The organism is Paenibacillus sp. NPDC055715 (assembly GCF_053617595.1).
Genome location: NZ_JBSHGA010000004.1, coordinates 233,347 through 259,587, shown reverse-complemented (window position 1 = coordinate 259,587; position 26,241 = coordinate 233,347). Strand labels below are relative to the sequence as shown.

The 26,241-nt window shown below is 49.0% G+C and carries 27 protein-coding genes and 1 riboswitch; of the genes, 25 read left to right on the top strand and 2 right to left on the bottom strand.

Going from position 1 to position 26,241, the window contains the following annotated elements:
* The first annotated feature begins 58 nt into the window (after window positions 1–58).
* From ACWGOO_RS09735 to ytfJ, 19 genes are all read left to right on the top strand, one after another.
* Window positions 59–1,252 carry a D-alanyl-D-alanine carboxypeptidase family protein gene (locus ACWGOO_RS09735; RefSeq protein ID WP_452482859.1) on the top strand — a complete coding sequence of 398 codons (1,194 nt, stop codon included), beginning with the start codon at window positions 59–61 and terminating at the stop codon, window positions 1,250–1,252.
* Between the two features lie 96 nt (window positions 1,253–1,348).
* Window positions 1,349–1,702 (top strand): anti-sigma F factor antagonist, encoded by a 354-nt coding sequence (gene spoIIAA, locus ACWGOO_RS09730; RefSeq protein WP_452482857.1) that lies wholly within the window; start codon window positions 1,349–1,351, stop codon window positions 1,700–1,702.
* On the top strand, window positions 1,699–2,154 hold the full coding sequence (gene spoIIAB, locus ACWGOO_RS09725; RefSeq protein ID WP_452482855.1) for an anti-sigma F factor: 456 nt from the start codon (window positions 1,699–1,701) through the stop codon (window positions 2,152–2,154). The genes spoIIAA and spoIIAB overlap by 4 nt, the downstream gene beginning before the upstream one ends.
* 11 nt (window positions 2,155–2,165) lie before the next feature.
* A complete protein-coding gene (gene sigF / locus ACWGOO_RS09720; RefSeq protein ID WP_452482853.1) occupies window positions 2,166–2,921 on the top strand; it encodes an RNA polymerase sporulation sigma factor SigF in 756 nt (251 codons plus the stop codon).
* A 147-nt stretch (window positions 2,922–3,068) separates the two neighbouring features.
* Window positions 3,069–3,722 (top strand): stage V sporulation protein AA, encoded by a 654-nt coding sequence (locus ACWGOO_RS09715; RefSeq protein WP_452482851.1) that lies wholly within the window; start codon window positions 3,069–3,071, stop codon window positions 3,720–3,722.
* Window positions 3,722–4,144, top strand: a complete 423-nt coding sequence (locus ACWGOO_RS09710; RefSeq protein ID WP_452483005.1) for a stage V sporulation protein AB — start codon at window positions 3,722–3,724, stop codon at window positions 4,142–4,144. Before ACWGOO_RS09715 ends, ACWGOO_RS09710 begins: the two co-directional genes overlap by 1 nt.
* A 26-nt stretch (window positions 4,145–4,170) precedes the next feature.
* Window positions 4,171–5,856: a spore germination protein gene (locus tag ACWGOO_RS09705; protein ID WP_452482849.1), complete on the top strand. Its 1,686-nt coding sequence runs from the start codon at window positions 4,171–4,173 to the stop codon at window positions 5,854–5,856.
* A 109-nt stretch (window positions 5,857–5,965) separates the two neighbouring features.
* Window positions 5,966–7,333, top strand: a complete 1,368-nt coding sequence (lysA, locus tag ACWGOO_RS09700) for a diaminopimelate decarboxylase (RefSeq protein WP_452482847.1) — start codon at window positions 5,966–5,968, stop codon at window positions 7,331–7,333.
* A gap of 162 nt (window positions 7,334–7,495) precedes the next feature.
* Complete coding sequence (locus tag ACWGOO_RS09695) at window positions 7,496–7,930, top strand: peptidylprolyl isomerase (RefSeq protein WP_452482846.1); 435 nt, start codon at window positions 7,496–7,498, stop codon at window positions 7,928–7,930.
* Between the two features lie 250 nt (window positions 7,931–8,180).
* Entirely contained in the window at window positions 8,181–9,194 is a 1,014-nt protein-coding gene (locus ACWGOO_RS09690; protein ID WP_452482844.1) for a 2-oxoacid:acceptor oxidoreductase family protein, read from the top strand.
* Entirely contained in the window at window positions 9,194–11,482 is a 2,289-nt protein-coding gene (locus ACWGOO_RS09685; RefSeq protein WP_452482842.1) for a thiamine pyrophosphate-dependent enzyme, read from the top strand. The genes ACWGOO_RS09690 and ACWGOO_RS09685 overlap by 1 nt, the downstream gene beginning before the upstream one ends.
* Before the next feature lie 221 nt (window positions 11,483–11,703).
* Window positions 11,704–12,171, top strand: a complete 468-nt coding sequence (locus ACWGOO_RS09680; protein WP_452482840.1) for an IDEAL domain-containing protein — start codon at window positions 11,704–11,706, stop codon at window positions 12,169–12,171.
* Window positions 12,172–12,237: 66 nt separating this feature from the next.
* Window positions 12,238–12,411, top strand: a riboswitch (FMN riboswitch).
* Window positions 12,412–12,744: 333 nt separating this feature from the next.
* Entirely contained in the window at window positions 12,745–13,410 is a 666-nt protein-coding gene (ribE, locus tag ACWGOO_RS09675; RefSeq protein WP_452483003.1) for a riboflavin synthase, read from the top strand.
* A 28-nt stretch (window positions 13,411–13,438) separates the two neighbouring features.
* Window positions 13,439–14,131: a 3,4-dihydroxy-2-butanone-4-phosphate synthase gene (gene ribB / locus ACWGOO_RS09670; RefSeq protein WP_452482838.1), complete on the top strand. Its 693-nt coding sequence runs from the start codon at window positions 13,439–13,441 to the stop codon at window positions 14,129–14,131.
* Between the two features lie 47 nt (window positions 14,132–14,178).
* On the top strand, window positions 14,179–14,643 hold the full coding sequence (gene ribH, locus ACWGOO_RS09665; protein ID WP_023989205.1) for a 6,7-dimethyl-8-ribityllumazine synthase: 465 nt from the start codon (window positions 14,179–14,181) through the stop codon (window positions 14,641–14,643).
* Between the two features lie 173 nt (window positions 14,644–14,816).
* Window positions 14,817–15,608, top strand: a complete 792-nt coding sequence (locus ACWGOO_RS09660; RefSeq protein WP_452482836.1) for a segregation and condensation protein A — start codon at window positions 14,817–14,819, stop codon at window positions 15,606–15,608.
* Window positions 15,577–16,179, top strand: coding sequence for an SMC-Scp complex subunit ScpB (scpB, locus tag ACWGOO_RS09655; RefSeq protein ID WP_452482834.1), 603 nt, complete (start codon window positions 15,577–15,579; stop codon window positions 16,177–16,179). The genes ACWGOO_RS09660 and scpB overlap by 32 nt, the downstream gene beginning before the upstream one ends.
* A 184-nt stretch (window positions 16,180–16,363) precedes the next feature.
* The gene (locus tag ACWGOO_RS09650; protein ID WP_452482832.1) at window positions 16,364–17,065 is read left to right on the top strand and encodes a DUF2953 domain-containing protein; all 702 of its coding nucleotides are present in this window, start codon (window positions 16,364–16,366) and stop codon (window positions 17,063–17,065) included.
* An 87-nt stretch (window positions 17,066–17,152) separates the two neighbouring features.
* Window positions 17,153–17,644, top strand: a complete 492-nt coding sequence (ytfJ, locus tag ACWGOO_RS09645) for a GerW family sporulation protein (RefSeq protein WP_452482830.1) — start codon at window positions 17,153–17,155, stop codon at window positions 17,642–17,644.
* Between the two features lie 99 nt (window positions 17,645–17,743).
* Here the strand turns inward: ytfJ and ACWGOO_RS09640 are convergent, their stop codons facing one another.
* Window positions 17,744–18,484, bottom strand: a complete 741-nt coding sequence (locus ACWGOO_RS09640; protein WP_452482828.1) for a protein-glutamine gamma-glutamyltransferase — start codon at window positions 18,482–18,484, stop codon at window positions 17,744–17,746.
* Between the two features lie 184 nt (window positions 18,485–18,668).
* Between ACWGOO_RS09640 and ACWGOO_RS09635 the strand changes: the two genes are divergently transcribed.
* From ACWGOO_RS09635 to ACWGOO_RS09610, 6 genes are all read left to right on the top strand, one after another.
* Window positions 18,669–19,931, top strand: a complete 1,263-nt coding sequence (locus ACWGOO_RS09635) for a D-alanyl-D-alanine carboxypeptidase family protein (protein ID WP_452482826.1) — start codon at window positions 18,669–18,671, stop codon at window positions 19,929–19,931.
* 40 nt (window positions 19,932–19,971) lie between these two features.
* Complete coding sequence (locus ACWGOO_RS09630; protein ID WP_452482824.1) at window positions 19,972–20,724, top strand: nucleoside recognition domain-containing protein; 753 nt, start codon at window positions 19,972–19,974, stop codon at window positions 20,722–20,724.
* Between the two features lie 7 nt (window positions 20,725–20,731).
* The gene (locus ACWGOO_RS09625) at window positions 20,732–21,262 is read left to right on the top strand and encodes a spore maturation protein (protein WP_452482823.1); all 531 of its coding nucleotides are present in this window, start codon (window positions 20,732–20,734) and stop codon (window positions 21,260–21,262) included.
* Window positions 21,263–21,340: 78 nt separating this feature from the next.
* On the top strand, window positions 21,341–22,099 hold the full coding sequence (locus ACWGOO_RS09620; protein ID WP_025685819.1) for a pseudouridine synthase: 759 nt from the start codon (window positions 21,341–21,343) through the stop codon (window positions 22,097–22,099).
* Between the two features lie 110 nt (window positions 22,100–22,209).
* On the top strand, window positions 22,210–22,926 hold the full coding sequence (locus ACWGOO_RS09615) for a response regulator transcription factor (RefSeq protein WP_452482820.1): 717 nt from the start codon (window positions 22,210–22,212) through the stop codon (window positions 22,924–22,926).
* A 1-nt stretch (window position 22,927) separates the two neighbouring features.
* Window positions 22,928–24,370 carry an ATP-binding protein gene (locus ACWGOO_RS09610; RefSeq protein WP_452482818.1) on the top strand — a complete coding sequence of 481 codons (1,443 nt, stop codon included), beginning with the start codon at window positions 22,928–22,930 and terminating at the stop codon, window positions 24,368–24,370.
* A gap of 225 nt (window positions 24,371–24,595) precedes the next feature.
* Here the strand turns inward: ACWGOO_RS09610 and serA are convergent, their stop codons facing one another.
* A complete protein-coding gene (gene serA, locus ACWGOO_RS09605; RefSeq protein WP_452482816.1) occupies window positions 24,596–26,188 on the bottom strand; it encodes a phosphoglycerate dehydrogenase in 1,593 nt (530 codons plus the stop codon).
* Window positions 26,189–26,241 lie beyond the last annotated feature (53 nt).

Sequence of the window (26,241 nt, the reverse complement as noted above, 5' to 3'; positions counted from 1 at the left end):
AGGAGTAAGCTTACGGGCTCCGGTGTTTTACGCCAATATGTTGAGGAGGGAACCGATTGTGAAGAAAAAAGTGGTAGCGTTCATCCTGGCTTGTCTGGTAGCCTTGACTGCTGTCCCCATCGGTGGTTGGGCCGAGGAAAGCAAACCTGAAAGCAAGCTCCAGGAGGGTTCTGCGGCCGAGCTGGCTCCCGAGGCTCTCTCGGCGATCCTGATGGATGCGGATACGGGTACAGTCATCTATGAAAAAAATAGCCGTGAAAAGCTTCCTCCGGCGAGCATTACGAAAATTATGACCATGCTGCTGACGATGGAGGCTATTCATGATGGCAAACTCAAGCTGACCGATAAAGTACGGGCCAGCGAATATGCGGCTTCGATGGGAGGATCGCAAATTTTTCTAGAGCCGGGAGAAGAAATGACGGTCGATGAGATGCTTAAAGGAGTCGCGATGGCTTCCGGCAACGATGCTTCCGTGGCGATGGCTGAGAAAATTGCCGGTTCCGAGCAGGCTTTTGTCGAATTGATGAATGCCAAGGCGCAGCATCTTGGTTTAAAGGATACCCATTTTGCCAATTGCAATGGTTTGCCGGTAAAAAATCACTATTCTTCTGCGCATGATATTGCGGTCATGAGCCGTGAACTGTTGAAATATCCCCAAATTACGAAATATACAGGAGCGTATCAGGACTATTTACGCAAATCCTCGGCCAAGCCGTTTTGGCTGGTGAATACGAATAAGCTGGTTCGCTTCTATACTGGAGCGGACGGGTTGAAAACAGGCTTTACAGGGGAAGCGAAATTTTGTCTTTCCGCTACTGCCAAGCGTGATGGTATGCGTGTAGTCGCTGTCGTACTTGGAGAACCGAATACTAAAACACGTAACAATGAAGTATCCTCCATGTTTAATTATGCTTTTTCCCAGTACACAATGAAATCAGTGTACAAGCCAGGTGACCTTCTGGGAAGCGTGAAGGTCGAGAAGGGTGTACTGCCGGAACTGAAAATTCAGGCAGATCGTTCCTACAGTGTGCTGGTGAAAAAGGGCGGAACTAAGGAAACGCTGCGTCATGAGCTGCAACTCGCTCCAAGTCTGAAAGCTCCTGTCCGTGCAGGTGATCCGGTCGGCAAGCTGGTTGTCTATCAGGATGGTAAACGGCTCAAGGAGTTTAACATAATCTCACCCGTAGCGGTGGAGAAGGCTGGATGGTGGAAATTGTTTAAACGTACCTTGTCGAATCTGTTTTCTTTGTAGATTTTAAGGGGTTTTCTTCTAGTTTTGTCGGAGGGCAGGAATCGTCTGCGGCTGCGTAGAAAACCTTGTCCAAGACCGGGAGGAGAGTGAGTAAGCATGAACCTGCAAATTGAAATGGAGCATCACCGGAGGGTGTTGATTGTAAGACTGTCCGGTGAGCTTGATCACCATACGTCGGACATGGTCCGTATGCAAATGGATGAGGCGATTCAGCGCCGTCAATGCGAGCATATCGTGCTCAGCCTAAAAAATCTTCAGTTTATGGACAGCTCCGGCCTTGGCGTTATCTTAGGACGTTACAAGCTGATTAAACAAAAGGGCGGAAAGATGGCTGTCTGTGATGTCAATCCGCCAGTACACCGACTGTTGGATATGTCAGGCCTGTTTAAAATCATGCCTGTATATGAAAACGAGGGAAATGCGCTCACGGAACTGGAGGTGGTGTCATGAGAGAAAGTACGGGAAACAACTTCATGAGCTTGCAGTTTGCCGCCAGATCCGAGAATGAAGCTTTTGCCCGCGTCGCTGTCGCTGCCTTTATTTCCCGGCTTGATCCGACGATGGACGAGCTGAGCGATTTGAAAACCGTGGTGTCCGAGGCGGTGACGAACAGCATTATTCACGGCTATAACAGCGATCCGTCCGGAGTTGTGACGATCAAGGTCGGAATTGAAACGGACGTGGTTACATTGGTGATTGAAGATGCAGGAAGAGGAATTGAGGATCTGGAGCTGGCGAAGCAGCCACTGTATACGTCGAAGCCTGAATTGGAACGGTCTGGAATGGGTTTTACCATTATGGAAAATTTTATGGATGAGTTTGAAGCAGTCAGTGAGCCGGGCGGAGGCACGTCGGTCCGGATGAAGAAAAGGATTGAGTCCAAGAAAGCTTTATATAATTAGGGGTTGATCCTATGGAAGCAGGAGGAAAAAAAACTTCGAACAGCTATTTGGAGGATGCGGAAGTCAAGCGGCTCATTGCGCTGAGTCAATCCGGTGATAATGATGCCCGTGAGACGCTGGTCAATAGTAATATCCGGCTCGTCTGGTCTGTCGTGCAGCGCTTTATGAACCGGGGATATGAACCTGACGATCTTTTTCAGATCGGCTGCATCGGTTTGTTAAAATCGGTGGACAAATTCGATCTAAGCTATGAAGTCAAATTTTCAACGTATGCGGTCCCGATGATTATTGGGGAAATTCAACGTTTTCTGCGCGATGACGGCACGCTCAAGGTTAGCCGCTCCCTCAAGGAGACGGCCAATAAGGTCCGCAAAATGAAGGACGCGCTGTCCAATCGGTTGAACCGTTTACCTACGATCAAAGAAGTCGCAGATGAACTGGGGGTTACACCAGAGGATGTTGTTTTTGCCCAGGAGGCTAACAAGCCGCCAACCTCGATTCACGAAACGGTGTTCGAAAATGACGGCGACCCGATTACGCTCATGGATCAGATAGCTGATGAATCGCAGGAGCGTTGGTTTGACAAGCTGGCGTTGAATGAGGCTATCGGCGGGCTGACTGAGCGGGAACGGCTCATTGTATATCTGCGTTATTATCGCGATCAGACCCAATCAGAGGTCGCAAGCCGGCTTGGTATTTCCCAGGTGCAGGTATCGCGGCTGGAAAAAAAGATTTTGCAGTTGATTCGCGATCAGATTGCTCAATAATATCGGTGAGGATTCAAAGGGTATTCCCAAGCCATGTTCATGGTCAGGGATACCCTTTTTGCGTAGAGAAAAAAGAATGAGTGCAGAATATGTTTCCTGACTTCTCCTCATACTAATCGGTAATTACGAGGATAAGGAGGGGATCGGATGACTCATAATCCGGCTCCTACAGTGGCTCCCATAGTGTATTTACGTCTCCGCAGTCGTGTACGCATGTTACAGGGGCATGACTTGCATTTGGGGGATGTAGCCCATCTGCTGGCAGATCCCGAATGGGAAAACGAGCTGCTGGGACTTGTTCTCAAGCGGCCTCAGCAGCAGGACGGCAATCTGATACTGGTGGACATGCTGCAAATCATTTCGAAAATAAGAGAACGTATTCCGGGTGTTGTCGTGGAATCTCTCGGCAAGCCACATGTGCTTGTGGAAATCGTGGAGAAACCGCGTAAGCCATCCAGAATATTGTTTGTTCTGGTATGGGTGCTTCTGTTCTTTGGCTCTGCGCTCACGATTATGAATTTCCACGCTGACGTCAGCATGATGGAGGTGCAGGTGCGAATTGTTGAGATGATTACCGGACACAAAGATGAGCATCCATATCTGTTCCAGATTGCGTATTCGATCGGTATCGGCTTTGGCATGATTGTGTTCTTTAATCATTTATTCAAAAAAAAATGGAACGAGGAGCCGACGCCGCTGGAAGTGGAAATGTATCTGTATCAGGAAAATGTGGATCAGTACGTTGTGGCGGAAGAATATGAAAAGATGGCCCGCATGCATACGAAGGATCAGCACCGATGATGATATATGTACAGGGTGCACTTCAGATCATTTTAGGCATCGCCGGAGGCGTTGCGGTGGGTGGTGGCGTGATCGCACTTTTTATTGTGCTGGATATGATTCCACGGCTTGCACAGCTTACCCGTACCTATAACAAATCACGAGCATACGAAAAATCTATGGTTTTAGGTTCAGTGGTGGGAACGGTATCCGATTTTTGGAATATATGCTTGCCGTTGCCGAACGTACTTACTTGGATACCGGGGTTGTTTTGCGGAGTGTTTATCGGTTTACTCGCCGCAGCACTGACGGAGGTACTGAATCTCTTGCCTATACTCGCCAAGCGGCTCCATATGACCGTGTATATGTTTAGCCTGCTGATAGCGATGGTGCTGGGTAAGATGACGGGTTCGTTTTTTGACTGGTTCGTATACAACCGATAACAAGGAAAGTGAAGGGGGCAAGAGATATGGAGCATAGACCGGATCAAGAACATCAGGAGGATGGAGCCATCGGGAATGAAGGTCATACTGCTGGCAAGGAAGAAATGAGTCCGTGGAAAAAAAGGCAGGCACAGGAGTCAGAACGTTTTAAGCACAAAAAAGAGAGTGAGCGTTCTGATAACGTAGAGGAATCCGTCCTCTACTGGCAGGGCGAGGATGATATATCACCAAGAATGAAGGATAATCGGGAAACGCTCAAAACAGTAATCGGACTGGGAGAGACCTTTGATGTCGTATTCAGGGAGATGACACTAGCCGGGCATCATATTGGCTATCTGTTTCTGAATACCTTTGCCAAGGACCTGATCATGGTTGAAGTGCTGAAGCGGCTCACCTACCTGACACCGGATGATTTGTCTACAGACGGACTGCAATCGTATTTTGAAAATTATATTCCGCATATTCAGGTGGAAAAGACAGAAAAAATGTCGGTTGTCATCAACAAGGTGCTGACAGGCTATAGCGCCTTCTTTATGGAAGGTGAGCGCTTTTCGGTCATTTTGGACACCCGTAATTATCCGGTACGTAATCCCGAGGAACCGTCCCTGGAGCGCGTTGTACGTGGTGCCCGTGACGGCTTTACAGAGACGATGATGACAAATGTGGGTCTGGTTCGCCGCCGCTTGCGGGACCCCGGGCTTAAATTTGAGGTGATGCAGGTTGGTCGCCGCACCCGAACCGACATATGCTTGGGCTATATTGATGATATCGTGGATAAAGTGATGGTGGACACGGTACGCGATAAAATTAAAAACGTTAATCTGGACGGCATCCCGCTGGCGGATAAGCAATTAGAGGAGACGATTATTAATAAAGGCTGGAATCCATATCCATTAGTGCGATATTCGGAGCGACCAGATGTTGTGGCTTCGCATATTATGGAAGGGCGACTCGTTATTTTCGTCGATACCTCACCCAGCGTGATGATCTTGCCCACCACCTTTTTTGACCTGTGTCAACATGCGGAAGAGAATCGGCAAACGCCTTTTATGGGGAGCTACCTGCGTTGGGTACGATTTCTGGGTATTTTCGCCTCAATGTTCCTGCTTCCGATGTGGCTGCTTATGGTCACCAATCCCGAGCTAAAACCGGCGTTTCTCGATTTTATCGGCCCTCAAAAGGAAGCCCATCTGCCGCTGATCGCCCAGTTTATTATTGTGGAGCTGGGGGTCGATCTCATGCGCATGGCGGCTGTCCATACACCGACACCGCTGGCTTCGGCGATGGGCTTGATCGCCGCCATTTTGGTCGGGGATATTGCGGTCAAAACGGGACTTTTCGTCAACGAAGTTGTGCTGTACATGGCTTTGGCTGCTATCGGGATGTTCGCAACGCCGAGTTATGAATTGGGATTAGCGAATCGGCTAATCCGGCTGGTTTTGCTGATCGCTGTGGCTATTTTCCAAGTTCCGGGTTTTATCGTAGGCACGACACTGATCATTTTGATGCTGACGCTGCACCGGTCATACAATTCTTCCTACCTGTGGCCGTTCATTCCTTTTAATGCCCAAGCGATGGCTTCCATCTTGTTACGTATGCCTGTACTGAATGCGCCTAACCGTCCGTCTTTTAACAAAACGCGGGACAATACGCGCATGCCGGACATGGATGCAAGCACGGATTCGAACTCTGGCAATGAGCGAAAGCATTAATATAAATGATCTGCATAAAAATCCATTCTTCTTGATTCTTTTTTTGCTATACTGGTGTTAATATTCATGGAATATGACTTAAATGTTCCAGAAAGAGAGGCGCCAGGACATGTATTTGCATGGAAACAGTAAAATTAATAGCACTGGACATTTGGAGATTGGCGGATGCGACACGACCCTTCTAAAGGAGCGTTTCGGAACACCGCTATATATTGTAGATGAACAGCTAGTTCGCCGCCGTTGCCGGGAGTTTATAGAGGCATTTCGTACAACCGGTTTGAATTTTCAAGTAGCCTATGCGAGCAAAGCCTTTTGTGTCATGGCCATGTGTGCACTGGCGGCAGAGGAAGGCATGTCGCTGGATGTCGTTTCCGACGGGGAACTTTTTACCGCGCTACAAGCGGGATTCCCGGCCGAGCGTATCCATTTTCACGGTAACAACAAGACGCCGGAAGAAATCGAAATGGCGTTGGATGCACGGATCGGCTGCTTTGTAGTCGATAGTACGATGGAACTGCATTTGTTGCAGGCACTGGCGGCCGAGCGGGGAGAACAGGTGAATATTTTGCTCCGGGTTACGCCAGGCGTAGAGGCGCACACGCATGAATATATTTCGACAGGCCAAACGGACTCGAAATTCGGTTTTGACATTGCCAACGGTTCAGCTCATCAAGCGGTGGAGCAAGCCGCACAATTGGATCGGCTCAATCTGCTGGGTGTGCATTCCCATATTGGCTCGCAGATTTTTGAGGTGGACGGCTTTCAGATCGCTGCCGAGCGGGTCGCCGCTTTTGCCAGAGAGATCAAGGAGCAACTCCGAATCTCTTTTAAGGTCATTAATTTGGGCGGCGGTTTCGGGATTCGTTATACTGAAGAGGATACTCCGCTGAAGGTATCTTCCTATGTACAGGCCATTAGTGACGCGGTCAAGACCCATTTTGCTGGGCTGAATGACGAGCTTCCTGAAATCTGGATTGAACCGGGGCGGAGCATTGTAGGCGACGCCGGCACGACCTTGTATACCGTGGGCAGCGTCAAGGATATCCCACAGGTGCGCAAGTATGTCTCGGTGGACGGCGGAATGACGGATAATCCGCGTCCAGCGCTATATCAGGCGAAGTATGAAGCCATGCTGGCTAACCGGGCGCACGATTTAAACGAGGAGACGGTATCCATTGCAGGAAAATGCTGTGAAAGCGGCGATATGCTTATTTGGAATGTGGAGCTGCCGCGTCCGACCAGCGGGGATTTGCTCGCTGTTGCTTCAACCGGAGCCTACAATTATTCCATGGCGAGTAATTATAACCGGATACGTCGACCAGCGGTTGTATTTGTAAACAATGGTGAGGCCGAGCTGGTGGTGCGCAGGGAAAGCCATGAGGATATCGTTCGGAATGATGTCGTGCCACAGCGCTTGGTACGTAACCAAGCCGGTTCATCGGTTCATCCCAACGCCAAGATTACGGTTTCTTCCTGATTTTTGATATGCGTGACGAAGTAGACCATTTAGCCGGAAGTGATATACCGGGGAGTATGGTCTCTTTTTTTGGACAAGGCTTTGCTAAGCGCGGCAATTCATAGTAAACTGGAACTTGATGCTATTTAGCTTTCAAAACAGGTTGAAAAGGAGCTACAAACAATGAAAAAAGGTAGAATAGATCTTGAAAACGGCGGTATCGTCGAAATTGATTTTTTTCCAAAAGAAGCGCCAAACACGGTTGCTAACTTTGAAAAGCTGGCAAACAGCGGCTATTACAACGGCTTGAGCTTTCACCGTGTAATTCCAGGCTTTGTTGCCCAGGGTGGTTGTCCTAATGGAACAGGCACAGGCGGTCCTGGCTATATGATCGACTGCGAAACAGCTACGAACACAACGAAGCATGGCAAAGGCGTTCTGTCCATGGCGCACGCAGGCCGTAACACAGGCGGAAGCCAATTCTTCATCTGCTACGCTCCACAGCCGCATTTGGATGGAGTACATACTGTATTTGGTCAAGTGACCAAAGGTATGGAATTCATTGATGCTGTAAAACAAGGCGACAAAATGAAAGAGGTTAAAGTATTTGACGCGTAATATACCGTTAAATGCATAATCTTTTTTGTATAACGTTACACTTAAGCCGTTCTGTCTTTGGACAGGGCGGCTTTTTGTTGTCTTTTGTTTGACGTTTTGCTGATTTTCCCATTCACATAGGCATTAAAGTGAACAAAATCACATTCGAAAAGTAAGTGTTGTGATAGCCTTTTCATTAGAATGCATTTTTCATTTTTTATATGAGTTATTCAAGCTCAGCTCAGGTTGCAAAAGAAGGGAGCTTATCACATTGTCTATTTTAACGCGCACAAATCGACTCGGATTCTTTGAAATCCGGCTGGAATCCATTGGTGGACTCGGCGCTAATCTGGCTGGTAAAATGCTGGCTGAAACGGGCGTGCTTGGTCTGGGGCTAAATGCCTCAAATTTTTCGTCCTATGGTTCGGAAAAGAAGGGAACCCCGATCAAAAGTTTTGTACGCTTCTGTGATTCTGGGGTGGATATCCGCGATCACAGTCCAATCGAGCAACCGCATGTGGTAGGCATTTTTCATGAAACATTGTACAAAACGGTAAATGTCATCAGCGGACTTCCGGCGGATGGGATCGTTGTAGTCAATTCCACGCGTCCGGCAGAGGAAATACGGGCTGATTTGGGACTGGTATCCGGTACGCTGGCGTTGGTGGATGCGATGGGCATCGCACTGGAGGAGCGGACCAAGCTGAATACGTCCATGCTGGGTGCGCTGTTCCGCGTCTGTGATTTTTTAGATCCGGAGGCGATGAGATCGGTTATTCGCAGTACCTTTGAAAAGAAAAATCCACAGTTGGTGGAGTCTAATTTGCGTACGTTTAACCGTGGCTTTGAAGAAGTGGAACTGCACGTATATCCGGTTACTGATGACGCGCAGGATCGGGTTTTTGAACGTCCGCAGCCTTTGCTGGGGTACGAAACGCAGCCATCGGGGGGCGTCATTGCGACGCAGGGGAACAGCATGATGAGAGATGTTAGTGGTTCACGTCAGGGTTATGTGCCTGAATATGAAGCTGACAACTGTACCCATTGTGCCAAGTGTGATTCGATTTGCCCGGATTACTGTTTCGTATGGGAAGAACAAGCAGACAAACGCGGAAGAATGTTGCCATTTTTACAAGGGATTGATTACCAGTATTGCAAAGGATGTCTGAAATGTGTAGATATTTGCCCATCGGGGGCATTAAGCTCACGCCGTGAGCAATGGGGATGGGCGGAGCAGCATCGGGTTGCCCATCAATTTCCGGTATATGAGGGTGGTGGCGTGTAATGGCGAAACTGGAGAAGGAACTCAAGCAGACAGGCGCCGCACAGGTGACGACGTTTGAATCCGGCAATGAAATGGCGGCTACGGCTGCTGCGCAGATCAATTATCATATAATGGGATATTTCCCGATCACACCCTCGACCGAGGTGGCGCAGTATCTGGACCAAATGAGAACGAGAGGTCAGCATGACATTAAGCTGGTTGCGGCAGATGGTGAACATGGATCGGCAGGGATATGCTATGGTGCTGCGGCAGCGGGAGCGAGGGTTGTGAACGCAACAAGTTCGCAAGGCTTCCTGTATATGCTGGAGCAGTTGCCTGTGCAGTCTGGCACTCGTTTTCCTATGGTTATGAATCTGGTGACCCGAGCTATCAGTGGCCCGCTGGATATCCGTGGGGATCATTCGGACTTGTACTATGGACTAAACACGGGCTGGGTGATTCTGACGGCAAGCACGCCGCAGGCTGTGTATGATATGAACATCATGGCGCTGAAAATCGCAGAGCACAGCGATGTTCGACTGCCTGTGATGGTCGCTTATGACGGTTTTTACACGTCCCATCAGAAGCGTAAAGTGCAATATTTTGCCGATGCTGAAACCGTGCGCGGTTTTGTGGGTCCGAACCCGAATCTGAATTACCCGAATATTTCAGATTTTGACCATCCGGTTACTGTCGGGGCGCATATGAACGGCGATGACCTGACGAATAATCATGCTCAGTTATCCAAGGCGTTAAAGCTGTCAGAAGGAGTATATGAGCAGGTTGCCGCAGAATATGCCGCATTATCCGGTCGGGAATATCCGATTTTGGATCTCTATCATATGGAGGATGCCGAGGTTGCGGTATTCCTGCTGAATTCGGCGGCTGAATCGGCCAAGGATGTGGTCGATCAGTTGCGCGCGCGCGGCATTAAGGCTGGTGTGATTCGTCCGAATATCATTCGGCCGTTTCCCGCCGCGCAGTTGCGAGAGGCATTGCGCCATGTCAAGGCGCTGCTGGTGGGTGAACGTGCGGACTCGTACGGCGCCGATGGCGGTAATTTGACGCACGAAATCAAGGCGGCCTTGCAGGAGGACCCGCTGAACCGGACGCTTGTATTGTGCCGCATCTTTGGCTTGGGCGGCAAGGATTTTTATGCAGAAGATGCTGAGGCGTTCTTCCAGCTTGCTATTGAAGCGGCGGAAGCCGGACGGAACGAGAAGCTTTTTGATTACTACGGGCTTAATCCGGGGTCCCCGGACAAGGTCATGCCGCAGGTTATGCAGCCGCCACGGGGCGATGCGTACCGTACGGGTCTGATTCAGGTCACGCCGGATGAGGCGACCGGCAAGCTCAAGGTCAAGGTCCCGCCGCTGCGTTCACTGACGACCAAACCACGCCGTCTCACACAGGGTCATGGGGCATGCCCGGGTTGTGGAGCGCTGTCTGCACTGGAGCTGTTTTTCAAAGGTATCGAGGGAGATATCGTCGTGCTGTTCCAGACAGGCTGCGTTTACGTGGTGACGACAGGTTATCCGTATACGTCACACAAGCAGCCTATGATTCATAATCTTTTTCAAAATGGGGCTGCTACGCTCTCAGGAGCGCTGGAGGCTTACATGGAGATGAAGCGCCGCAATGAAATTGAAATGGCGGATGATCCGACCTTCATTATGATCAGTGGTGACGGCGGGATGGATATTGGTATGGGTTCTGCGATTGGTGCGGCTCTGCGTAATCATAAGCTGATTATGCTGGAATATGATAACGAAGGGTATATGAATACAGGCTCACAGCAATCGTACTCCACTCCGGTCGGTCACATGACCAGTACGTCGGGTGTAGGAAAAATGCAAAAAGGGAAGCAAGGGCACCATAAGGATACCGTGCAAATCATGGCTGCTTGCAACATTCCATATGCCTTCACGGCAGCCGAAAGCCATCCGCAGGATATGCTGCGTAAAGCGGCCAAGGCACAATGGTATGCGAATAACGTGGGGACGGCCTATGGTAAAATCCTATGCGCCTGCCCGCTGAACTGGAAATCCGAGGATAGACTGGGTACCAGCATTGTGGGGGCTGCTGTGGAGTCTTGCTTCTTCCCGCTGTACGAGATTGAGCAAGGAAGTACGACGATTACGTACAATCCGGAGGACAAGGGAAAACGGATTCCAGCCGCAGAATGGCTCAAATTAATGGGCAAAACAAAACATCTTCTCAAGGAGGAAGCCACGCTGGCTACTTTTGAGCAGGAGATTGAACGCCGCTGGAATATTCTGAAAAAGAAACATGAAATTTCGGAGCTATAATCCAGTTTTTTTGCATAATAAACGTTGAACATAATTATAGGATGCTGCGGTACCGATTCGATCAAGATTCTTTGCGCTTGTTGCGCGAAGAATCTTTTTTGTCGTTTATGGAATGAAGCATAAAAAATCAGGTAATGATTTCCGATATAGGAGTAAAGGCCTATGTGAAACATGTTGAATTAGAGCTTTCCCTGAATTTTAAGATGCAATGAGGTGCAGGTATGATTAAGCTGAATGCAGTTGAAATAATAGAAATTATAAAGAAGCAAATTCCTAAGGTCATGAATATCACGCCAGTGGAACTTAAATTTACGGATGACTTTGGACGGACATCGCTAGCAGCGACGGAACACAAATTTACGCTGACGAACCAGCATTATTCCGCCAAGGTGATGGATTGTGTGCTGGAAATGCAGGTGCGTCCCATTTTAATGTGCGAGATTATTTATTTTCTGAAATGCGAGTTTATCGATGGGTATGTTGATGTACGGTTGGATTACGACATATGCGCGGAGGGTGGCCTTGAACCAACCGCTTCAGCGGTCGTTACGTTCGATCATGCTACGCAGCTCGGAATCGAAGAACTGGCCGATCTGATTGATCTGGCGCTTCACATGAATGATAGAGCCTGGTTTGAAGAGCTTTCCAGCCAATATGTCAAAACAAAAGCAGAAGCGTCTATCAGTTAACTTGCTTTTTTTAGAAGTCGGTGCTAATATACGTAACAAGTTATGCTAATTCAATTGAATAAGAGCAAGATCCTTCGGGGCGGGGCGCAATTCCCCACCGGCGGTGATGACGTGTCTGTAAATCGCTTCTGCGATAAACAGGGCGACTTAGTCCGTGACCCGGATGCTGAACGATCAGCAGAAGGTGGACCTGGTGCAATTCCGGGACCGACAGTATAGTCTGGATGAGAGAAGGATACGAAGCGCATGTGCATGACGTGACATGTGCCGATTTTTAGCATATTTAATTGTACGTACGGCTTATTTCGTTGCAGGCAGCATACGGAAGATTGCTTGTTCTTCAAGCTTTTTTTTGCAGGCGCTCTGAGCGTATTTGGTTGTATGGTCAGTCATGCTTTCTATTGGCAAAATTATCATTCATGCGGTCTCAATTTGTATTTGGACAGCGTTTGTATACTGCAAATTTGACTCTCATCACCCCCATGACGGATGTTATCCGGACTGGGTTTTTTTTTGCGCTTACGGCTGATGAATTAAGGATGAACTGAACTTTAGATGGAAAGGAGTGAAGGCATGTTTACCGGATTGGTCGAGGAAGTGGGACGCATTCAGCAGATTTCCAGAAGCGGAGAAGCGATGGTACTGAGCATTGCGGGTTCTGTGGTATTGGGCGATTTGAAAATAGGAGACAGTGTTTCCGTGAATGGTGTTTGTCTGACCGCAACACAGGTGGGCACTAAGGATTTTAAGGTTGATGTGATGCCTGAAACCTTTCGCAGCAGCAATCTGAAAGAATTGAAATCCGGTAGCCGAGTCAATTTGGAACGGGCCATGGCTGCGAACGGCAGGTTTGGAGGGCATATCGTGCAAGGACATGTGGATGGAACGGGCACGATTGGTCGGGTGACATCAGATCAGAATGCGGTTGTGTACGAAGTTGCGCCTACAGATCAGGCAATATTCAAATATATTCTTCTTAAAGGCTCGATTACACTCGACGGTATCAGCCTCACAGTTGCACAGCGTACGGGAGATACCTTTGCTGTATCCATCATCCCCCACACCTTATCCGAAACGGCCTTACAAGCCAAACGTGAGGGAGACACTGTCAATATTGAATGCGACATTTTAGGTAAATATGTAGAGCAGCTTTTGAATTACGGAAGATCAGCGGCGACGGAGGGAACGGAGAAAGCTCCTATGAGCCTGGATTATTTGGCGAAACACGGCTTTGCCTGATGCCACAAGAAATAAGGAGGAAAGCATAATGGAAACGGGGAGCAGAGAGAGCCATTCAAATATAGCGGCTGACGTAGTGGAGTATGGTGTGTTAAAGCAGGAAGTGGAAATTCGTCTGGATTCCATTGAAGAAGCGCTGGAGGATCTAAAAAACGGTAAAGTCGTGATCGTGGTGGATGATGAGCAACGGGAAAACGAAGGCGATTTTATCGCTCTGGCTGAAAAAGCGTCCCCAGAGGTCATTAATTTCATGATTACCGAAGGCCGCGGGTTGGTCTGCATGCCGATTACAGAGCAAAGAGCCGAGGCACTGGGTTTGCAGCCGATGGTGGAGCAGAATACAGATTTCCACGGCACAGCCTTTACCGTGTCGGTGGATCATAGAGAGACGACAACGGGGATTTCAGCAGTCGAGCGCTCATTGACCGTGCGTGCGCTGACCGACGAAGCAGCCGTGGGGAGCGATTTCCGCAAGCCTGGTCACATGTTTCCGCTAATCGCCCGCGATGGGGGTGTTTTGCAGCGTGCGGGTCATACTGAAGCGGCTGTTGATCTGGCCCGGCTTTGCGGCTCCAAACCTGCCGGGGTCATTTGCGAAATTATAAAGGAAGATGGGTCCATGGCTCGGGTGCCTGATTTGGCAGTGATCGCCAAGAACCATCATTTGAAGCTGATCAGTATTCAGGATTTGATTGATTATCGTCGTCGTTTGTCATTGTAAGTACAGTTGTGTAACTCATTATTTTAAAAAAAGAGAGGTTGATTCATATGGCACGTTTTCTGGAAGGTAATCTCGTATCGAATGGTTTAAAGTATGGTATTGTGGTGGGCCGGTTTAATGAGTTTATTACAAGTAAGCTGTTAAGCGGTGCAATCGACGCACTTCAGCGGCATGGAGCGCAGGAAGATGAGATTGATGTAGCCTGGGTGCCAGGCGCTTTTGAAATTTCACTGATTGCTCAAAAAATGGCTGCGAGCGGTAAATACGATGCTGTTATTACGCTGGGTACGGTGATCCGTGGTTCTACCTCGCACTATGATATCGTCTGTAATGAAGTGGCCAAGGGTGTGGCGGCAAGCAGTCTGAAAACAGGTGTGCCTGTTATTTTCGGTGTAGTGACGACGGAAAACATTGAGCAGGCTATTGAGCGTGCAGGTACGAAGGCTGGTAATAAAGGCTGGGATTCCGCACTGGCTGCGATTGAGATGGCGAATCTGGGCAAGCAGTTTTAATTTTACGAATACCTGAATAGAACGACATAACTATAGCCGAGAAAAGGGATTGGATTGTTAAGCAAGGCGATGACGTATATACTACAGAAAGAGGGATTGATAAAGTCGAGCATAAGTGCTAACGGGGAAAGGTATTGTTGAATGATGATTGGAGTAAGCCAGGGGGAAGCACATTGACAGTCGTAAATTACAAGCTGGAAACATTCGAGGGTCCGCTGGACCTGCTGTTGCATCTGATTGATAAGGCCGAGATTGATATTCAGGATATCCCGATTAGTGATATTACCGATCAATATATGGCTTTTTTACACAGTATGCAGGAGCTGGAACTGGACATTACGAGCGAGTTTCTGGTGATGGCGGCGACGCTCTTATCCATTAAGAGTAAATTGCTGCTTCCCAAGCCACCTGTAATGGAATATGATGATTTGGATTTTTATGAAGAAGATTATGATCCGCGGGATGAACTGGTTCGCAAGCTGGTGGAGTATCGTAAATATAAAGGGATTGCCCGCCATCTGAGTGAATGTGAATGGGAACGAAGTTTGATCTATGGCAAGGAGCCGGAAGACTTGAGCGCATTTCTGCCCACCGAACCCGCCAATCCGGTGTATGGACTACATGCAAGCGATTTGTTCGCGGCCTTTCAGCGTGCGCTGCGTAAAGCAGAGCGACGTACGACGGTAACCCGTATTCACCGCGATGAGATTTCGGTCAAGGACCGTATCCGGCAGGTCATCGGGGCGTTGGAAATGGTAGGGACGGGAGGACGGCTTCTGTTCTCCAAGCTGATGCATGAGGATATGTATCGGCATGAAGTAGTAGTCACCTTTTTGGCTATCCTCGAACTGATGAAGCTGAAGCAGATTTTCTGCTATCAGGAGAAGCTTTTTGATGAAATTGTAATGGAGTGGAGAGGGGATTTACGGGTTAATGGATTATCTGAAGCTGAAATCAATTATTGAGGGACTGCTGTTTCTCGCGGGAGAGGACGGGTTGTCCGCCAAGCAGATCGCCGACATTGTAGAGCAGCAGCAAGAGCTGGTTGAAAAGGGTCTGGAGGATATGAAGCAGGACATGGAGCAGGGAGGAAGAGGTCTGCAAATTGTCCGTATCGCCGGGCACTATCAGCTTGCAACCTTATCCGAACATGCACCTTATTTTGAAAAGCTCGCCTACTCTCCGGCACGTACCTCGCTGTCTCAAGCGGCTTTGGAGACACTTGCCATTGTGGCCTACCGCCAGCCCATTACAAGAGTTGAAATCGAAGATATTCGCGGTGTCAAATCTGAGCGGGCCATACATACTCTGGTCCACAAGGAGCTTATTGAGGAAAAAGGTCGGGCTGAGGCTATCGGACGGCCGATTTTGTATGGAACGACGAAGTCATTTCTGGATTATTTCGGTCTGGGCTCTTTGGCGGATTTGCCACAGCCTGAGCTGTTTGAGGACTCGGAACATTTGGAGGAAGAGACACAATTGTTGTTCGAACGTTTGGAGAGCAGTCAGCCAGATATGAATGATACGGAGTCTTGATACCTGACAGAAGCCTTTTTACGGGTTCCTCTTCATGGTTACAGGTCGAAATTTAGAAACAGCCAGTCCTCGCGTAATGGGGGCTGGCTGTTTAGCGTTTTAGGATGCATGTTTTCCGGGTGAAGGGTCATACTATTTTTACCATGGTATATCCATGAAGAAAATAGGCAGGGAGGGCTCGCCAGTGTGGAAATGGATCAGTATCGCCATCATCGTCATCTTGTTACTTGTGCTGGCTGTCCTGCTCTCCCGTATCCGATTGAAGCTAGATATTGCCAAGCATGATAATGATGACCGGGCGCATCTGGAGATCAGATTTTTGTACGGGTGGATTAAAATAAATTATGATATTCCGGCTATTCTGCTGGCAAGTTTGCAAAAAGGGCTTCTCTATCGACTCGACCGCAACAAAAATATACATAAAACCGATGCCTCTATTGATAGCGGCACCATCGATAAAGAGAAAATCAAGCAATTTATACACGATGTTCGGATTCTGGTGAAAGGAACACGTTCCTTTCACCGATGGTTACGTCATACGTTAGCCCATGTGACGATGTCAAAAATGGAATGGTCCACCAATATCAGCCTTGCTGACGCTGCTTATACGGCTACCTCTACCGGTATACTGTGGGGATTGAAAACAACTTTGATCGGTTTTGCTTCCAGCTTTGTGCGCGTGGACTGTACACCTAAGCTGTTTGTTGTGCCCTATTGGGTGGATCGCCTACGTTTTACCACCACCTTGACCTGTGAAGCAAATATGTCGCTCGGTTATTTAATTTTCTCGATGCTCACGTTGGCTTACCGCATTTGGCGCGTACCGGGTGGATCGGAGGCATGGAAACGGGTTTTTTCCAAGAAACCAGTAAAGCATGAGGAATAATGAGCCATACATATTTCCTTAAACCCCTGCGCACACTAGCGAAAGAAAAGGCATTCTACGCTTGAATAAAGCAGAGGAGGAATAATCATGTCAGATCACCCGATTCAAGGACTCATGCAAACCGCGATGGAGAACATCAAAGCCATGGTGGATGTGAATACGATTGTGGGAGACGCGGTGGAAACACCCGATGGTTCCGTTATTTTGCCAATTAGTAAGGTAGGATTTGGTTTCGCAGCCGGGGGAAGTGATTTTAACGTAGATGAAGAGGAGCTTCATACTTCTTCGTCATCGGGTAATCATAGCGGGAAGGGAGGACATCCTTTTGGTGGCGGTAGCGGTGGTGGTGTATCTATTCACCCGATTGCTTTTCTGGTTGTCGGCAAACAGGGGGCACAAATCGTTCCATTGGACAATCAAACGCACCTGATTGAGAAACTCATTGACTCCACACCATACCTGATTGATAAGGTTCAGTCTATTTTCCGGAATACAGGCGGCGACTTGCATACTCCACCCTCACAGGCACCTGTAAATGTCACTACTGATCACAGTCACTCTGGTCCGGCTTACTTGTAAAAGTTATTGAATAGAATAATTTGCACAGGAGGGTATTCCCAAAGCCAGCTATAGGCTAAGGAATACCCTCTTTTTTACATCCACCTAGCCATAATACTTTTATGCACGAATGTATTGTCTTCGACCAATGCTCGCATGTATACGGGGAGAGTGCTCTTGTGAAGGACTCAGTGCAAGTTCCTCTTCTCGGTTTTTTTCAGGGGCAAACTGCGACAGATAGGTAAAATCCGGGTAGATCACTTCATTTTCCAAATAAGCAGAAGTGGTGGCCCCCGGTCGTCGATGACGATTGAGGGAGTCGATGATGCCTTGCGCTGTGTGGATGCCAATCCCATGACCATAAAACGAATCTTTCCTTAGCTTGACAACATTTTCTCCTTTCCACTCCGGCGTTTCGGGTGATACATCAGGATTGTTGAAATACAGAATATCGCCAGGAACAGCATTGTGACTCCCTTGCTCCTGTATTAGTCTGAGATCACTGTCATAGTGCCAATCATACAGCAGCATATCGGCAAAAATCCGATTAAATTCACTTTCCAGAATGGAATCCAGCACTCCTTTGTAGAGCACAATGACCATAGCTGTCGCGCACTCAAAGGCATATTTATGCCCATTCACAAATATATCCCTGATCCCCTGCGCCGGAGTGACACCTGCTTTAATCTGAAATCCGCCTTTCTCCGTCAAGTCCCAAAATTGCTCGTTGCTGCGTGCTGTATCAAAGGTGGCGAAGGATACACCGCTTCGACTCAAGGCTTCAGCTGCCTCAACAATCCGGGCTCTTAAGATCGTTTCAAACTCTTGCCGCTGCATGTTGTACCTCCATTCATTCGTCATGTTTAGTAACTATTATATATATGTAATCAGGAGTGCAAGTTGCCTAGTTTGCGTAGAAAAGAAATCGGGAAAGAGGGGCGATACACCATGTCCCTAGAGGGATTTTCTGCTATAAAGCTGGACATACTTTGAACAGCTTGGACATAGAATGGTACAAGACTTGCTCAAAACCGGAGGAATCCAAATGTTTAAAAGAAAGCCAAAAATCTACGCGGGAACCAGCCAGCTTTTGCTCAAGACACATGCATTTGTTTTGCCGCTGGCACTGCTGCTCGTCCTGACATTGCCACTCACACTGCTGAGTCCGCAGGCTGCTTGGGGAGAAGTGAAGAAGGAGGAAGTCCCACCTGCTCTTACTACACATGCACAGGCTTCTTCTCTAATTGATGTTACATCAGGAAGAATCATATATTCCGCCGAGGGTGACCGGGAGCTTCGCATTGCTAGTCTGACCAAAATCATGACCGCGATCGTAGCCATTGAACATGGACACTTGCAGGACCGGGTAAAGGTAAGTCCAACGGCTTATGCCAAAGAGGGTTCCTCGCTTTTTCTCCAAAAGGGTGAACAAATGACACTGGAAAATATGCTGTACGGCTTGATGCTTCGTTCTGGTAACGATGCGGCTTCCGCCATTGCGGAGCATGTGGGAGGGACGGAAGGAGGATTTGTTCATTTGATGAATGAGAAGGCGGTTCAGCTAGGACTCAGCCATTCTCACTTTGCTAATCCGCATGGACTGGATGCCGAGGGACACTATTCCTCTGCGAATGATATGGCCCAGCTTACTGCTTATGCGCTGCATAATCCAACCTTTGCTCGCATTGTGAAAACAGAGTTGAAAAAAGCACCCAATCCCAATGAATCATGGGATTATTCATGGCATAACAAGAACAAGATGCTGAGGCTCTATGAGGGAGCTGATGGTGTGAAAACGGGTTTTACGAAAAAAGCGTTTCGCTGTCTGGTTAGCTCAGCCACACGGGACGGTCGCCAGCTTGCTGCCGTTACCTTGAATGACGGAGACGATTGGAACGATCATGCCCGTATGCTCGACTACGGTTTCCGATATTATCCGCTTATTCCGATTACGGACAAGCAGCAGCCGATTGAGGGTTACCCGCTGCTGACAGGCGCGAGCTTTGCCTATCCTTTGCATGATAGGGAGAAGGCTCAGCTGCACAAAAGACTGGTCCTATATAAAAAGTCCAAGTCCAACAGAGCTGACGCATCCTTCGGTCTGCGGGGACGTGTCGAGTTCCTGCTGGAAGGTAAGCTTATTGGCTCCGTTCCTGTGTATGAAAAAGGCAGCCTGCTGCCCGCCCGAAGCACAGTACAGCCACAACAGGAAATTCCGACTGCACAAGCTCCTGCAAGCGGCGGCATCCAAGAGCGTACCTGGACGAGCGGATGGAGCGAGGTTATAAGAAATCTGTTCGGAGCATAAGGGTTGCATTATATTCATCGGTGAAAGGGAGGGATCGGCCTTGATTCATCTCATATGGGTGGCCCTGATTTGTATTGGATTTGTGTTTGCCGCCGCGCAGGGAAATATTGAAGTGGTGACCAAGGCGGCATTTGACGGGGCGGCTACGGGCGTTACGGTATGCTTTGGACTGATTAGTGTGCTTGTGTTCTGGATGGGCATGATGAAGCTGGCGGAAGATGGTGGGCTTTTGCAGAAAATATCCAAACTGCTCGCCCCGTTAGTTGCCTTTCTGTTTCCTGATGTCCCGCGTAATCATCCGGCTATGGGGTATATCTTGTCCAATATGAGCGCTAACCTGCTCGGGCTGGGAAATGCGGCGACCCCGATGGGCATCAAGGCGATGCAAGAACTGCAATCGCTCAATCCCGACAAGCAGACCGCTACGCCCGCTATGTGTACGCTGCTTGCGTTGAACACGGCCAGCATTACGCTTATTCCGACCACCCTGATCGCGATCCGGCTCAATTACCATTCCACCAATCCGACAGAAATCGTCGGTACGACGCTGGTGGCGACCGCGATAGCCACCTTTGCCGCGATTGCGGCGGATCGCTGGTACCGTAGCCGGGAGTTGCGTCGCCCTCCAGCCAGTCCACCGTCTACATCATCATTGCCGTCACAGAAAACACAGGCACCACAGGCTACGCCAGTATCTGCGTCTTCTCCGGCTACGCCGCCCGTTTCTTCACCTGCCGTTCCGCGATCAGGAATGACGGCTGCCAAGGGCAGAAACACCACTTGGAAAGGATGAGGGAGGCATGCTTTATTTCATTAACCTCGTATCGACTTGGGCCATTCCGGTTATTCTTGCCTTTATTCCTTTATATGCATATGTCAAAAAGGTACCGGTCTACGATTCCTTTGTGGATGGAGCCAAAGACGGCTTCTCCACGGCCATCAGCATCATTCCTCATCTCGTAGGCATGATGGTGGCTATCAGCATTTTTCGAGCGTCCGGCGCTCTGGATTACCTGATATCCTGGGTAACGCCATGGATCAAAAGCTGGGGCGTACCCGGTGAGGTACTGCCATTAGGACTGTTGCGCCCGTTGACGGGTACCGGCTCGCTTGCGTTTACAACGGATCTGATCCGCACGTATGGACCGGATTCCATGATCGGTCGTATTGCCTCCACGATTCAGGGCAGCACAGACACGACACTCTATGTGCTGACTGTATATTTTGGCGCGGTAGGTATCCGAAATGGACGCTATGCTTTGAAGGTGGGACTGTTTTCAGATGTAGTCGGCTTTGTGGCAGCGATCGCGATTTGCCTGCTTGTATTTTGATTCCTGCATTGATTTGTGAACGGGGCTTGTGATTTTGCTCATTGATGGGTATCATTAGCATGAGGTGAATTAGCGAACATGGAAAGATTACAGAAAATATTGGCCCAGGCTGGCGTAGCTTCCCGACGTAAATGTGAGGAGCTTATTCAGGCGGGCAGTGTAGAAGTGAACGGGGTTACCGTAACAGAGCTGGGAACGAAGGCAGACCCTGATCAGGATATAATTACGGTAAAGGGTAGACCGATCAAAACTGAGAAAAAAATCTACTTAATGATGAACAAGCCTAAAGGCGTGATTACGAGCGCATCCGATCCGGAAGGCCGTAAAATCGTGTCCGACTACCTGAAAGGCGTTAAGGAACGCGTATATCCGGTAGGTCGTCTTGATTACGATACTGAAGGGCTGCTGTTGCTCACCAATGACGGCGAGTTCGCCAATCTGCTCACCCATCCGAAGCACCATGTCCCCAAGACGTATGTGGCGACAGTCAAAGGCGTTCCACACGGAACCGAGCTGGACAAGCTGAAAAAAGGGATCGTGCTGGAGGATGGCATTACCGCACCCGCTGAGGTAGAATACAAGGATGTGGACCCGAATGGCAAGGAGTCTGTGATTCAGATTACCATTTATGAAGGCAGAAACCGTCAGGTCAGACGGATGTTTGAGGCCATTTCCCATCCGGTCATCAAGCTCAAACGGATTGCCTTCGGTGATCTTTTGCTGCAAAATTTGAAGCGCGGTCTGACGAGACCCCTCACCAAGGACGAAATCAACCGTCTCATTCAACTTGCGCAGTCAGACAACACGAAAAAGAAACGGACAGGACGGGGGTCATAACCCCGGCCTTTTTGGTGTAAAGAGAGCTGAATGAACAGAGTAAGGTTTGACCGGACACGGGAAAATAGTAAAATAGAGAGAATGCTTTTTTTAGCGAAGGGGCTGGGAATATGTCAGAACATAGCAACCGCATATTAATTGTAGATGATGAAGAACGCATTCGCCGCCTTCTGCGGATGTACCTGGAAAAAGAAGGATATGTAATTGATGAAGCTGAGGATGGCGAGATTGCACTCCAAAAAGCGAATGCAAGCGATTACAGCATTATTCTGCTTGATGTGATGTTACCGGGCATGGATGGAATCGAAGTTTGCACACGTCTGCGTCAGACCAAAGCTACACCTGTAATCATGCTGACCGCCAAAGGCGAGGAAGTAAACCGCGTACAGGGCTTTGAAGTCGGAGCCGATGATTATGTGGTCAAGCCTTTTAGCCCGCGTGAGGTTATTTATCGGGTGAAGGCGATTTTGCGCCGTTCGTCAGAAACTGCTTTTTTGACCAAGGAGACGGTGCCGAGCAACAGCATTGTTTTTCCGAATCTTATTATTGAGCATGATGCTCACCGCGTAAGCGCAGGGGGGATTGAAATCAGTCTCACTCCTAAAGAGTACGAGCTGCTGCATTATTTGGCTGTATCGCCGGACAAGGTATTTTCGCGCGAAGAGCTGCTGAAAGATGTATGGAATTATGAATTTTTTGGTGATCTACGCACGGTGGATACACATGTTAAACGACTTCGTGAAAAGTTAAACAAAGTACTACCAGAGGCAGCGGCTATGATTACGACGGTTTGGGGTGTCGGCTACAAGCTGGAGGTTCCAAAATAACGTGAGCTTCTGGAGATCGCTGGTAGGCAAGCTGTGGATCACCATCATTTGTCTTGTAGGCTCTGTGCTTATTTTTCTGGCACTTTTTTTGTTGCCGTACATCAACAGGAATTTCGCCGCTTATGAATCGACGGAAATCAAACATTTGTTCACCTATACATGCATTGTCGGATTTCTATTGACGACTTTTTTTGCTCTATTTCTTTTTACTAAAATCACGCAGCCTATGCAGCTGTTGATTCAGGCGGCGAATGCGATCCGTGAGGGAAGGTATGATACGCGGCTTTCGCTGGTAACGAGTGACGAGATTGGCGAACTGGCGAAAACTTTCAATCATATGTCTACGGAGCTGGAAGCGACGATCCGCAGTCTGAATGAGGAGAAGAATCATCTGTCCAGCGTGCTGCGAAGCATGTCTGACGCTGTAATGACCTTCGACAGAAGCGGTCAAATCATTTTGACGAATCCGCCTGCGCAAAGTCTGCTGGATAGCTGGCAAAAGCTGAAGTGGCAAGAGTATGATCAGGAGGAATTCGGAGTGTCTGTACCTGGGCCGTTGCTGACGTTGTTCCATACCGTTATGGACAGGGGAGAGGACGGCGGGGACTATATTCATGTAAAACAGGGCTCCTGGTCGGTACAGATGGCGCCGTTGTATACGGATAATGTAATTCGTGGCGCTGTCGCTGTGCTCAGAGACATCACGGAGGAAGTCAGGCTGGAGAAGATGCGGAGTGACTTTGTCGCTAATGTGTCCCATGAAATCCGTACACCGCTTTCCATGATGCAAGGCTACAGCGAGGCCTTGCTCGATGGAATGGCTGGTTCACCGGAAGAATCAGAGGAATTGGTGCAGGTCATCCATGATGAATCGTTGCGCATGGGAAGGCTAGTCAAGGATCTGCTTGATCTGGCCCGAATGGAGGCAGGTCATACAGACATGCACCGCCAGGAAGTGGATGTGAATGAGCTGATCGAGCGTGTTCACCGTAAATTTACGGTGCGCTCGAAGGAACAGGGGCTGACGCTCGATTATCATGAACAAGGTCGACATTTACTGCTGCCTGAAGCAGATGAAGACCGATTGGAGCAGGTGTTGACCAATTTGCTGGATAATGCGTTCAGGCATACGCCCGGTGGAAAAAGTGTTACCATTAGTGCCGATCGGATTTTGGGGGAACGGCATGAGCTGATCCGCATTCGGATTAAGGATGAAGGTGTGGGCATTGCCAGCGAGGATCTACCTTATATTTTTGACCGCTTCTACAAGGCAGACAAGGCCAGAGTGCGGGGCGTGGACAAAGGAACTGGTCTGGGGCTTGCTATTGTCAAAAATATTGTGGAGGCTCACGGAGGCTCTGTCTCCGCTGCCAGCGTATTGGGGGAAGGGACGGAGTTCACTATTTTGCTGCCGTTCTCCAAAAAACAAAGTCGGGCTCTGTAACAGGCTTGTAAGCCAATCGCAGAATATACACCGGTTCGCAGGCATCCTCGGAAGAGGGTGCTTTTTGTTGAAAAATCAACATTTATCTTGTTCAACGTGGAACATTCTGCTTCCAGAACAGATGCGTCTAATGATGTTATGGATATATAAAAGAGGCACCCGGAGAACCGGGCGTCTCTTTTATTAAAGTAAAAGCATGTTAACATGCTTCAACACTGCTGATCACTAATCGAGTATCACTTCTTGAGCGGTATTCAGTTCCGGCAAGCCAACCAGTTGGATCAGCACGTCTTTAGGAACGGCTTTATCAACGGTCAGAATCATAATGGCTTCACCACCGACAATTTTACGTCCTACCTGCATGGAGGCGATATTCACACCGTTCTCCCCAAGCAGAGTGCCGACACGACCGATAATGCCGGGTTTGTCATTGTGGGAGATGAGCAGGAAATGCGCTTCTGGTGCCACGTCCACCGGGAACTGGTTCAACCGGACGATACGTTCGCCATAGCCTGCGAGCAGGGTACCCGATATACATTGCTCCTCGCCGCCTTGCGCTTTGAGCGTGACGGTGATCAGGTTGGTAAAGCCTTTAGTAGCCGGAGCCTGAGACACGATAAGATGGATGTCACGTGTTTTGGCAAGGTGGACAGAATTTACAATGTTAACATCACTGCCTAGATGGCGACTAAGCACACCTTTCAAGATATAACGTGTCAGCGGCTGTGTATCCACAGAAGACAGATCGCCCGCGTAATCCACCTGAATTTCACGTACAGCCTGATTCGTCGCTTGAGCGGCAAAGCTGCCCAGCTTCTCGCCAAGCGAGAAATAAGGCTGCAATTGCGTCATCACGTTGGATGGCACCGGAGGCATGTTGACCGCATTTTTGAACGGCTCATCACGCAAAATGTGCAGCACCTGCTCGGATACGTCGATCGCTACATTCTCCTGAGCTTCCACTGTGGATGCACCCAGATGCGGTGTAACTATAATTTTGGGGTGGCCCAAGAAAGGGTGCTCCTGGGCTGGCGGCTCCGATTCGAATACGTCAAAGGCTGCACCGGCAACGATGCCTTCATCAATAGCTTCAACGAGAGCCATTTCATCGACAACGCCGCCGCGGGCACAGTTGACGATACGCATCCCTTTTTTCATCACTTCAAACTGCGGACGGGCAATCATATGCTTTGTTTCCGGTGTTAACGGTGTGTGTACCGTCATGAAATCCGCGTTGCGGATAATTTCGTCCACACTTGCCAGCTTGATGCCCAGCTTCTCAGCGCGTTCTTCCGTCAGAAACGGATCATAGCCGAGTATTCTCATGCCGAAGGCTTTGGCACGTTTGGCCACTTCGCTACCGATGCGTCCCATACCGAGTACGCCAAGCGTTTTGTTACGCAGCTCAACACCGAGGAACGTTTTGCGATCCCATGTACCGCTAATGGTTTTGGCATACGCCTGTGGAATATGACGCGCCAGAGCCATCATCATGGCAAAAGTATGCTCACATGTCGTAATTGTGTTGCCGTCAGGGGCGTTAATGACGATAATTCCGCGTCGTGTTGCTGCTTCCAGATCGATATTGTCCACTCCGACCCCGGCGCGTCCGACAACCTTGAGGTTCTTGCCTGCCGTCATGATGCGCTCGGTTACCCGGGTTTGGCTACGAACGAGTAGTGCATCATAGTCGCCAATAATTTGAACCAATTCGTCCTCGCTAAGACCTGTATTCTTGTCCACCGTGACATCGTCTGCATCCATCAGTTGCTGGATGCCCAGGTCACTAATCGGATCGGATACTAACACTTTAAACATTTGATTTCCTCCTCAAAGTTAACTTCTTTTATGGACAGGATGTACTTCAAACT

Excerpts from the sequence above, each read along its gene's own strand:
- spoIIAA (WP_452482857.1), top strand. The coding sequence starts at position 1,349 with ATGAACCTGCAAATTGAAATGGAGCATCACCGGAGGGTGTTGATTGTA.
- spoIIAB (WP_452482855.1), top strand. The coding sequence starts at position 1,699 with ATGAGAGAAAGTACGGGAAACAACTTCATGAGCTTGCAGTTTGCCGCC.
- sigF (WP_452482853.1), top strand. The coding sequence starts at position 2,166 with ATGGAAGCAGGAGGAAAAAAAACTTCGAACAGCTATTTGGAGGATGCG.
- ACWGOO_RS09715 (WP_452482851.1), top strand. The coding sequence starts at position 3,069 with ATGACTCATAATCCGGCTCCTACAGTGGCTCCCATAGTGTATTTACGT.
- ACWGOO_RS09710 (WP_452483005.1), top strand. The coding sequence starts at position 3,722 with ATGATATATGTACAGGGTGCACTTCAGATCATTTTAGGCATCGCCGGA.
- ACWGOO_RS09705 (WP_452482849.1), top strand. The coding sequence starts at position 4,171 with ATGGAGCATAGACCGGATCAAGAACATCAGGAGGATGGAGCCATCGGG.
- lysA (WP_452482847.1), top strand. The coding sequence starts at position 5,966 with ATGTATTTGCATGGAAACAGTAAAATTAATAGCACTGGACATTTGGAG.
- ACWGOO_RS09695 (WP_452482846.1), top strand. The coding sequence starts at position 7,496 with ATGAAAAAAGGTAGAATAGATCTTGAAAACGGCGGTATCGTCGAAATT.
- ACWGOO_RS09685 (WP_452482842.1), top strand. The coding sequence starts at position 9,194 with ATGGCGAAACTGGAGAAGGAACTCAAGCAGACAGGCGCCGCACAGGTG.
- ACWGOO_RS09680 (WP_452482840.1), top strand. The coding sequence starts at position 11,704 with ATGATTAAGCTGAATGCAGTTGAAATAATAGAAATTATAAAGAAGCAA.
- ribE (WP_452483003.1), top strand. The coding sequence starts at position 12,745 with ATGTTTACCGGATTGGTCGAGGAAGTGGGACGCATTCAGCAGATTTCC.
- ribB (WP_452482838.1), top strand. The coding sequence starts at position 13,439 with ATGGAAACGGGGAGCAGAGAGAGCCATTCAAATATAGCGGCTGACGTA.
- ribH (WP_023989205.1), top strand. The coding sequence starts at position 14,179 with ATGGCACGTTTTCTGGAAGGTAATCTCGTATCGAATGGTTTAAAGTAT.
- scpB (WP_452482834.1), top strand. The coding sequence starts at position 15,577 with ATGGATTATCTGAAGCTGAAATCAATTATTGAGGGACTGCTGTTTCTC.
- ytfJ (WP_452482830.1), top strand. The coding sequence starts at position 17,153 with ATGTCAGATCACCCGATTCAAGGACTCATGCAAACCGCGATGGAGAAC.
- ACWGOO_RS09640 (WP_452482828.1), bottom strand. The coding sequence starts at position 18,484 with ATGACGAATGAATGGAGGTACAACATGCAGCGGCAAGAGTTTGAAACG.
- ACWGOO_RS09635 (WP_452482826.1), top strand. The coding sequence starts at position 18,669 with ATGTTTAAAAGAAAGCCAAAAATCTACGCGGGAACCAGCCAGCTTTTG.
- ACWGOO_RS09625 (WP_452482823.1), top strand. The coding sequence starts at position 20,732 with ATGCTTTATTTCATTAACCTCGTATCGACTTGGGCCATTCCGGTTATT.
- ACWGOO_RS09620 (WP_025685819.1), top strand. The coding sequence starts at position 21,341 with ATGGAAAGATTACAGAAAATATTGGCCCAGGCTGGCGTAGCTTCCCGA.
- ACWGOO_RS09615 (WP_452482820.1), top strand. The coding sequence starts at position 22,210 with ATGTCAGAACATAGCAACCGCATATTAATTGTAGATGATGAAGAACGC.
- serA (WP_452482816.1), bottom strand. The coding sequence starts at position 26,188 with ATGTTTAAAGTGTTAGTATCCGATCCGATTAGTGACCTGGGCATCCAG.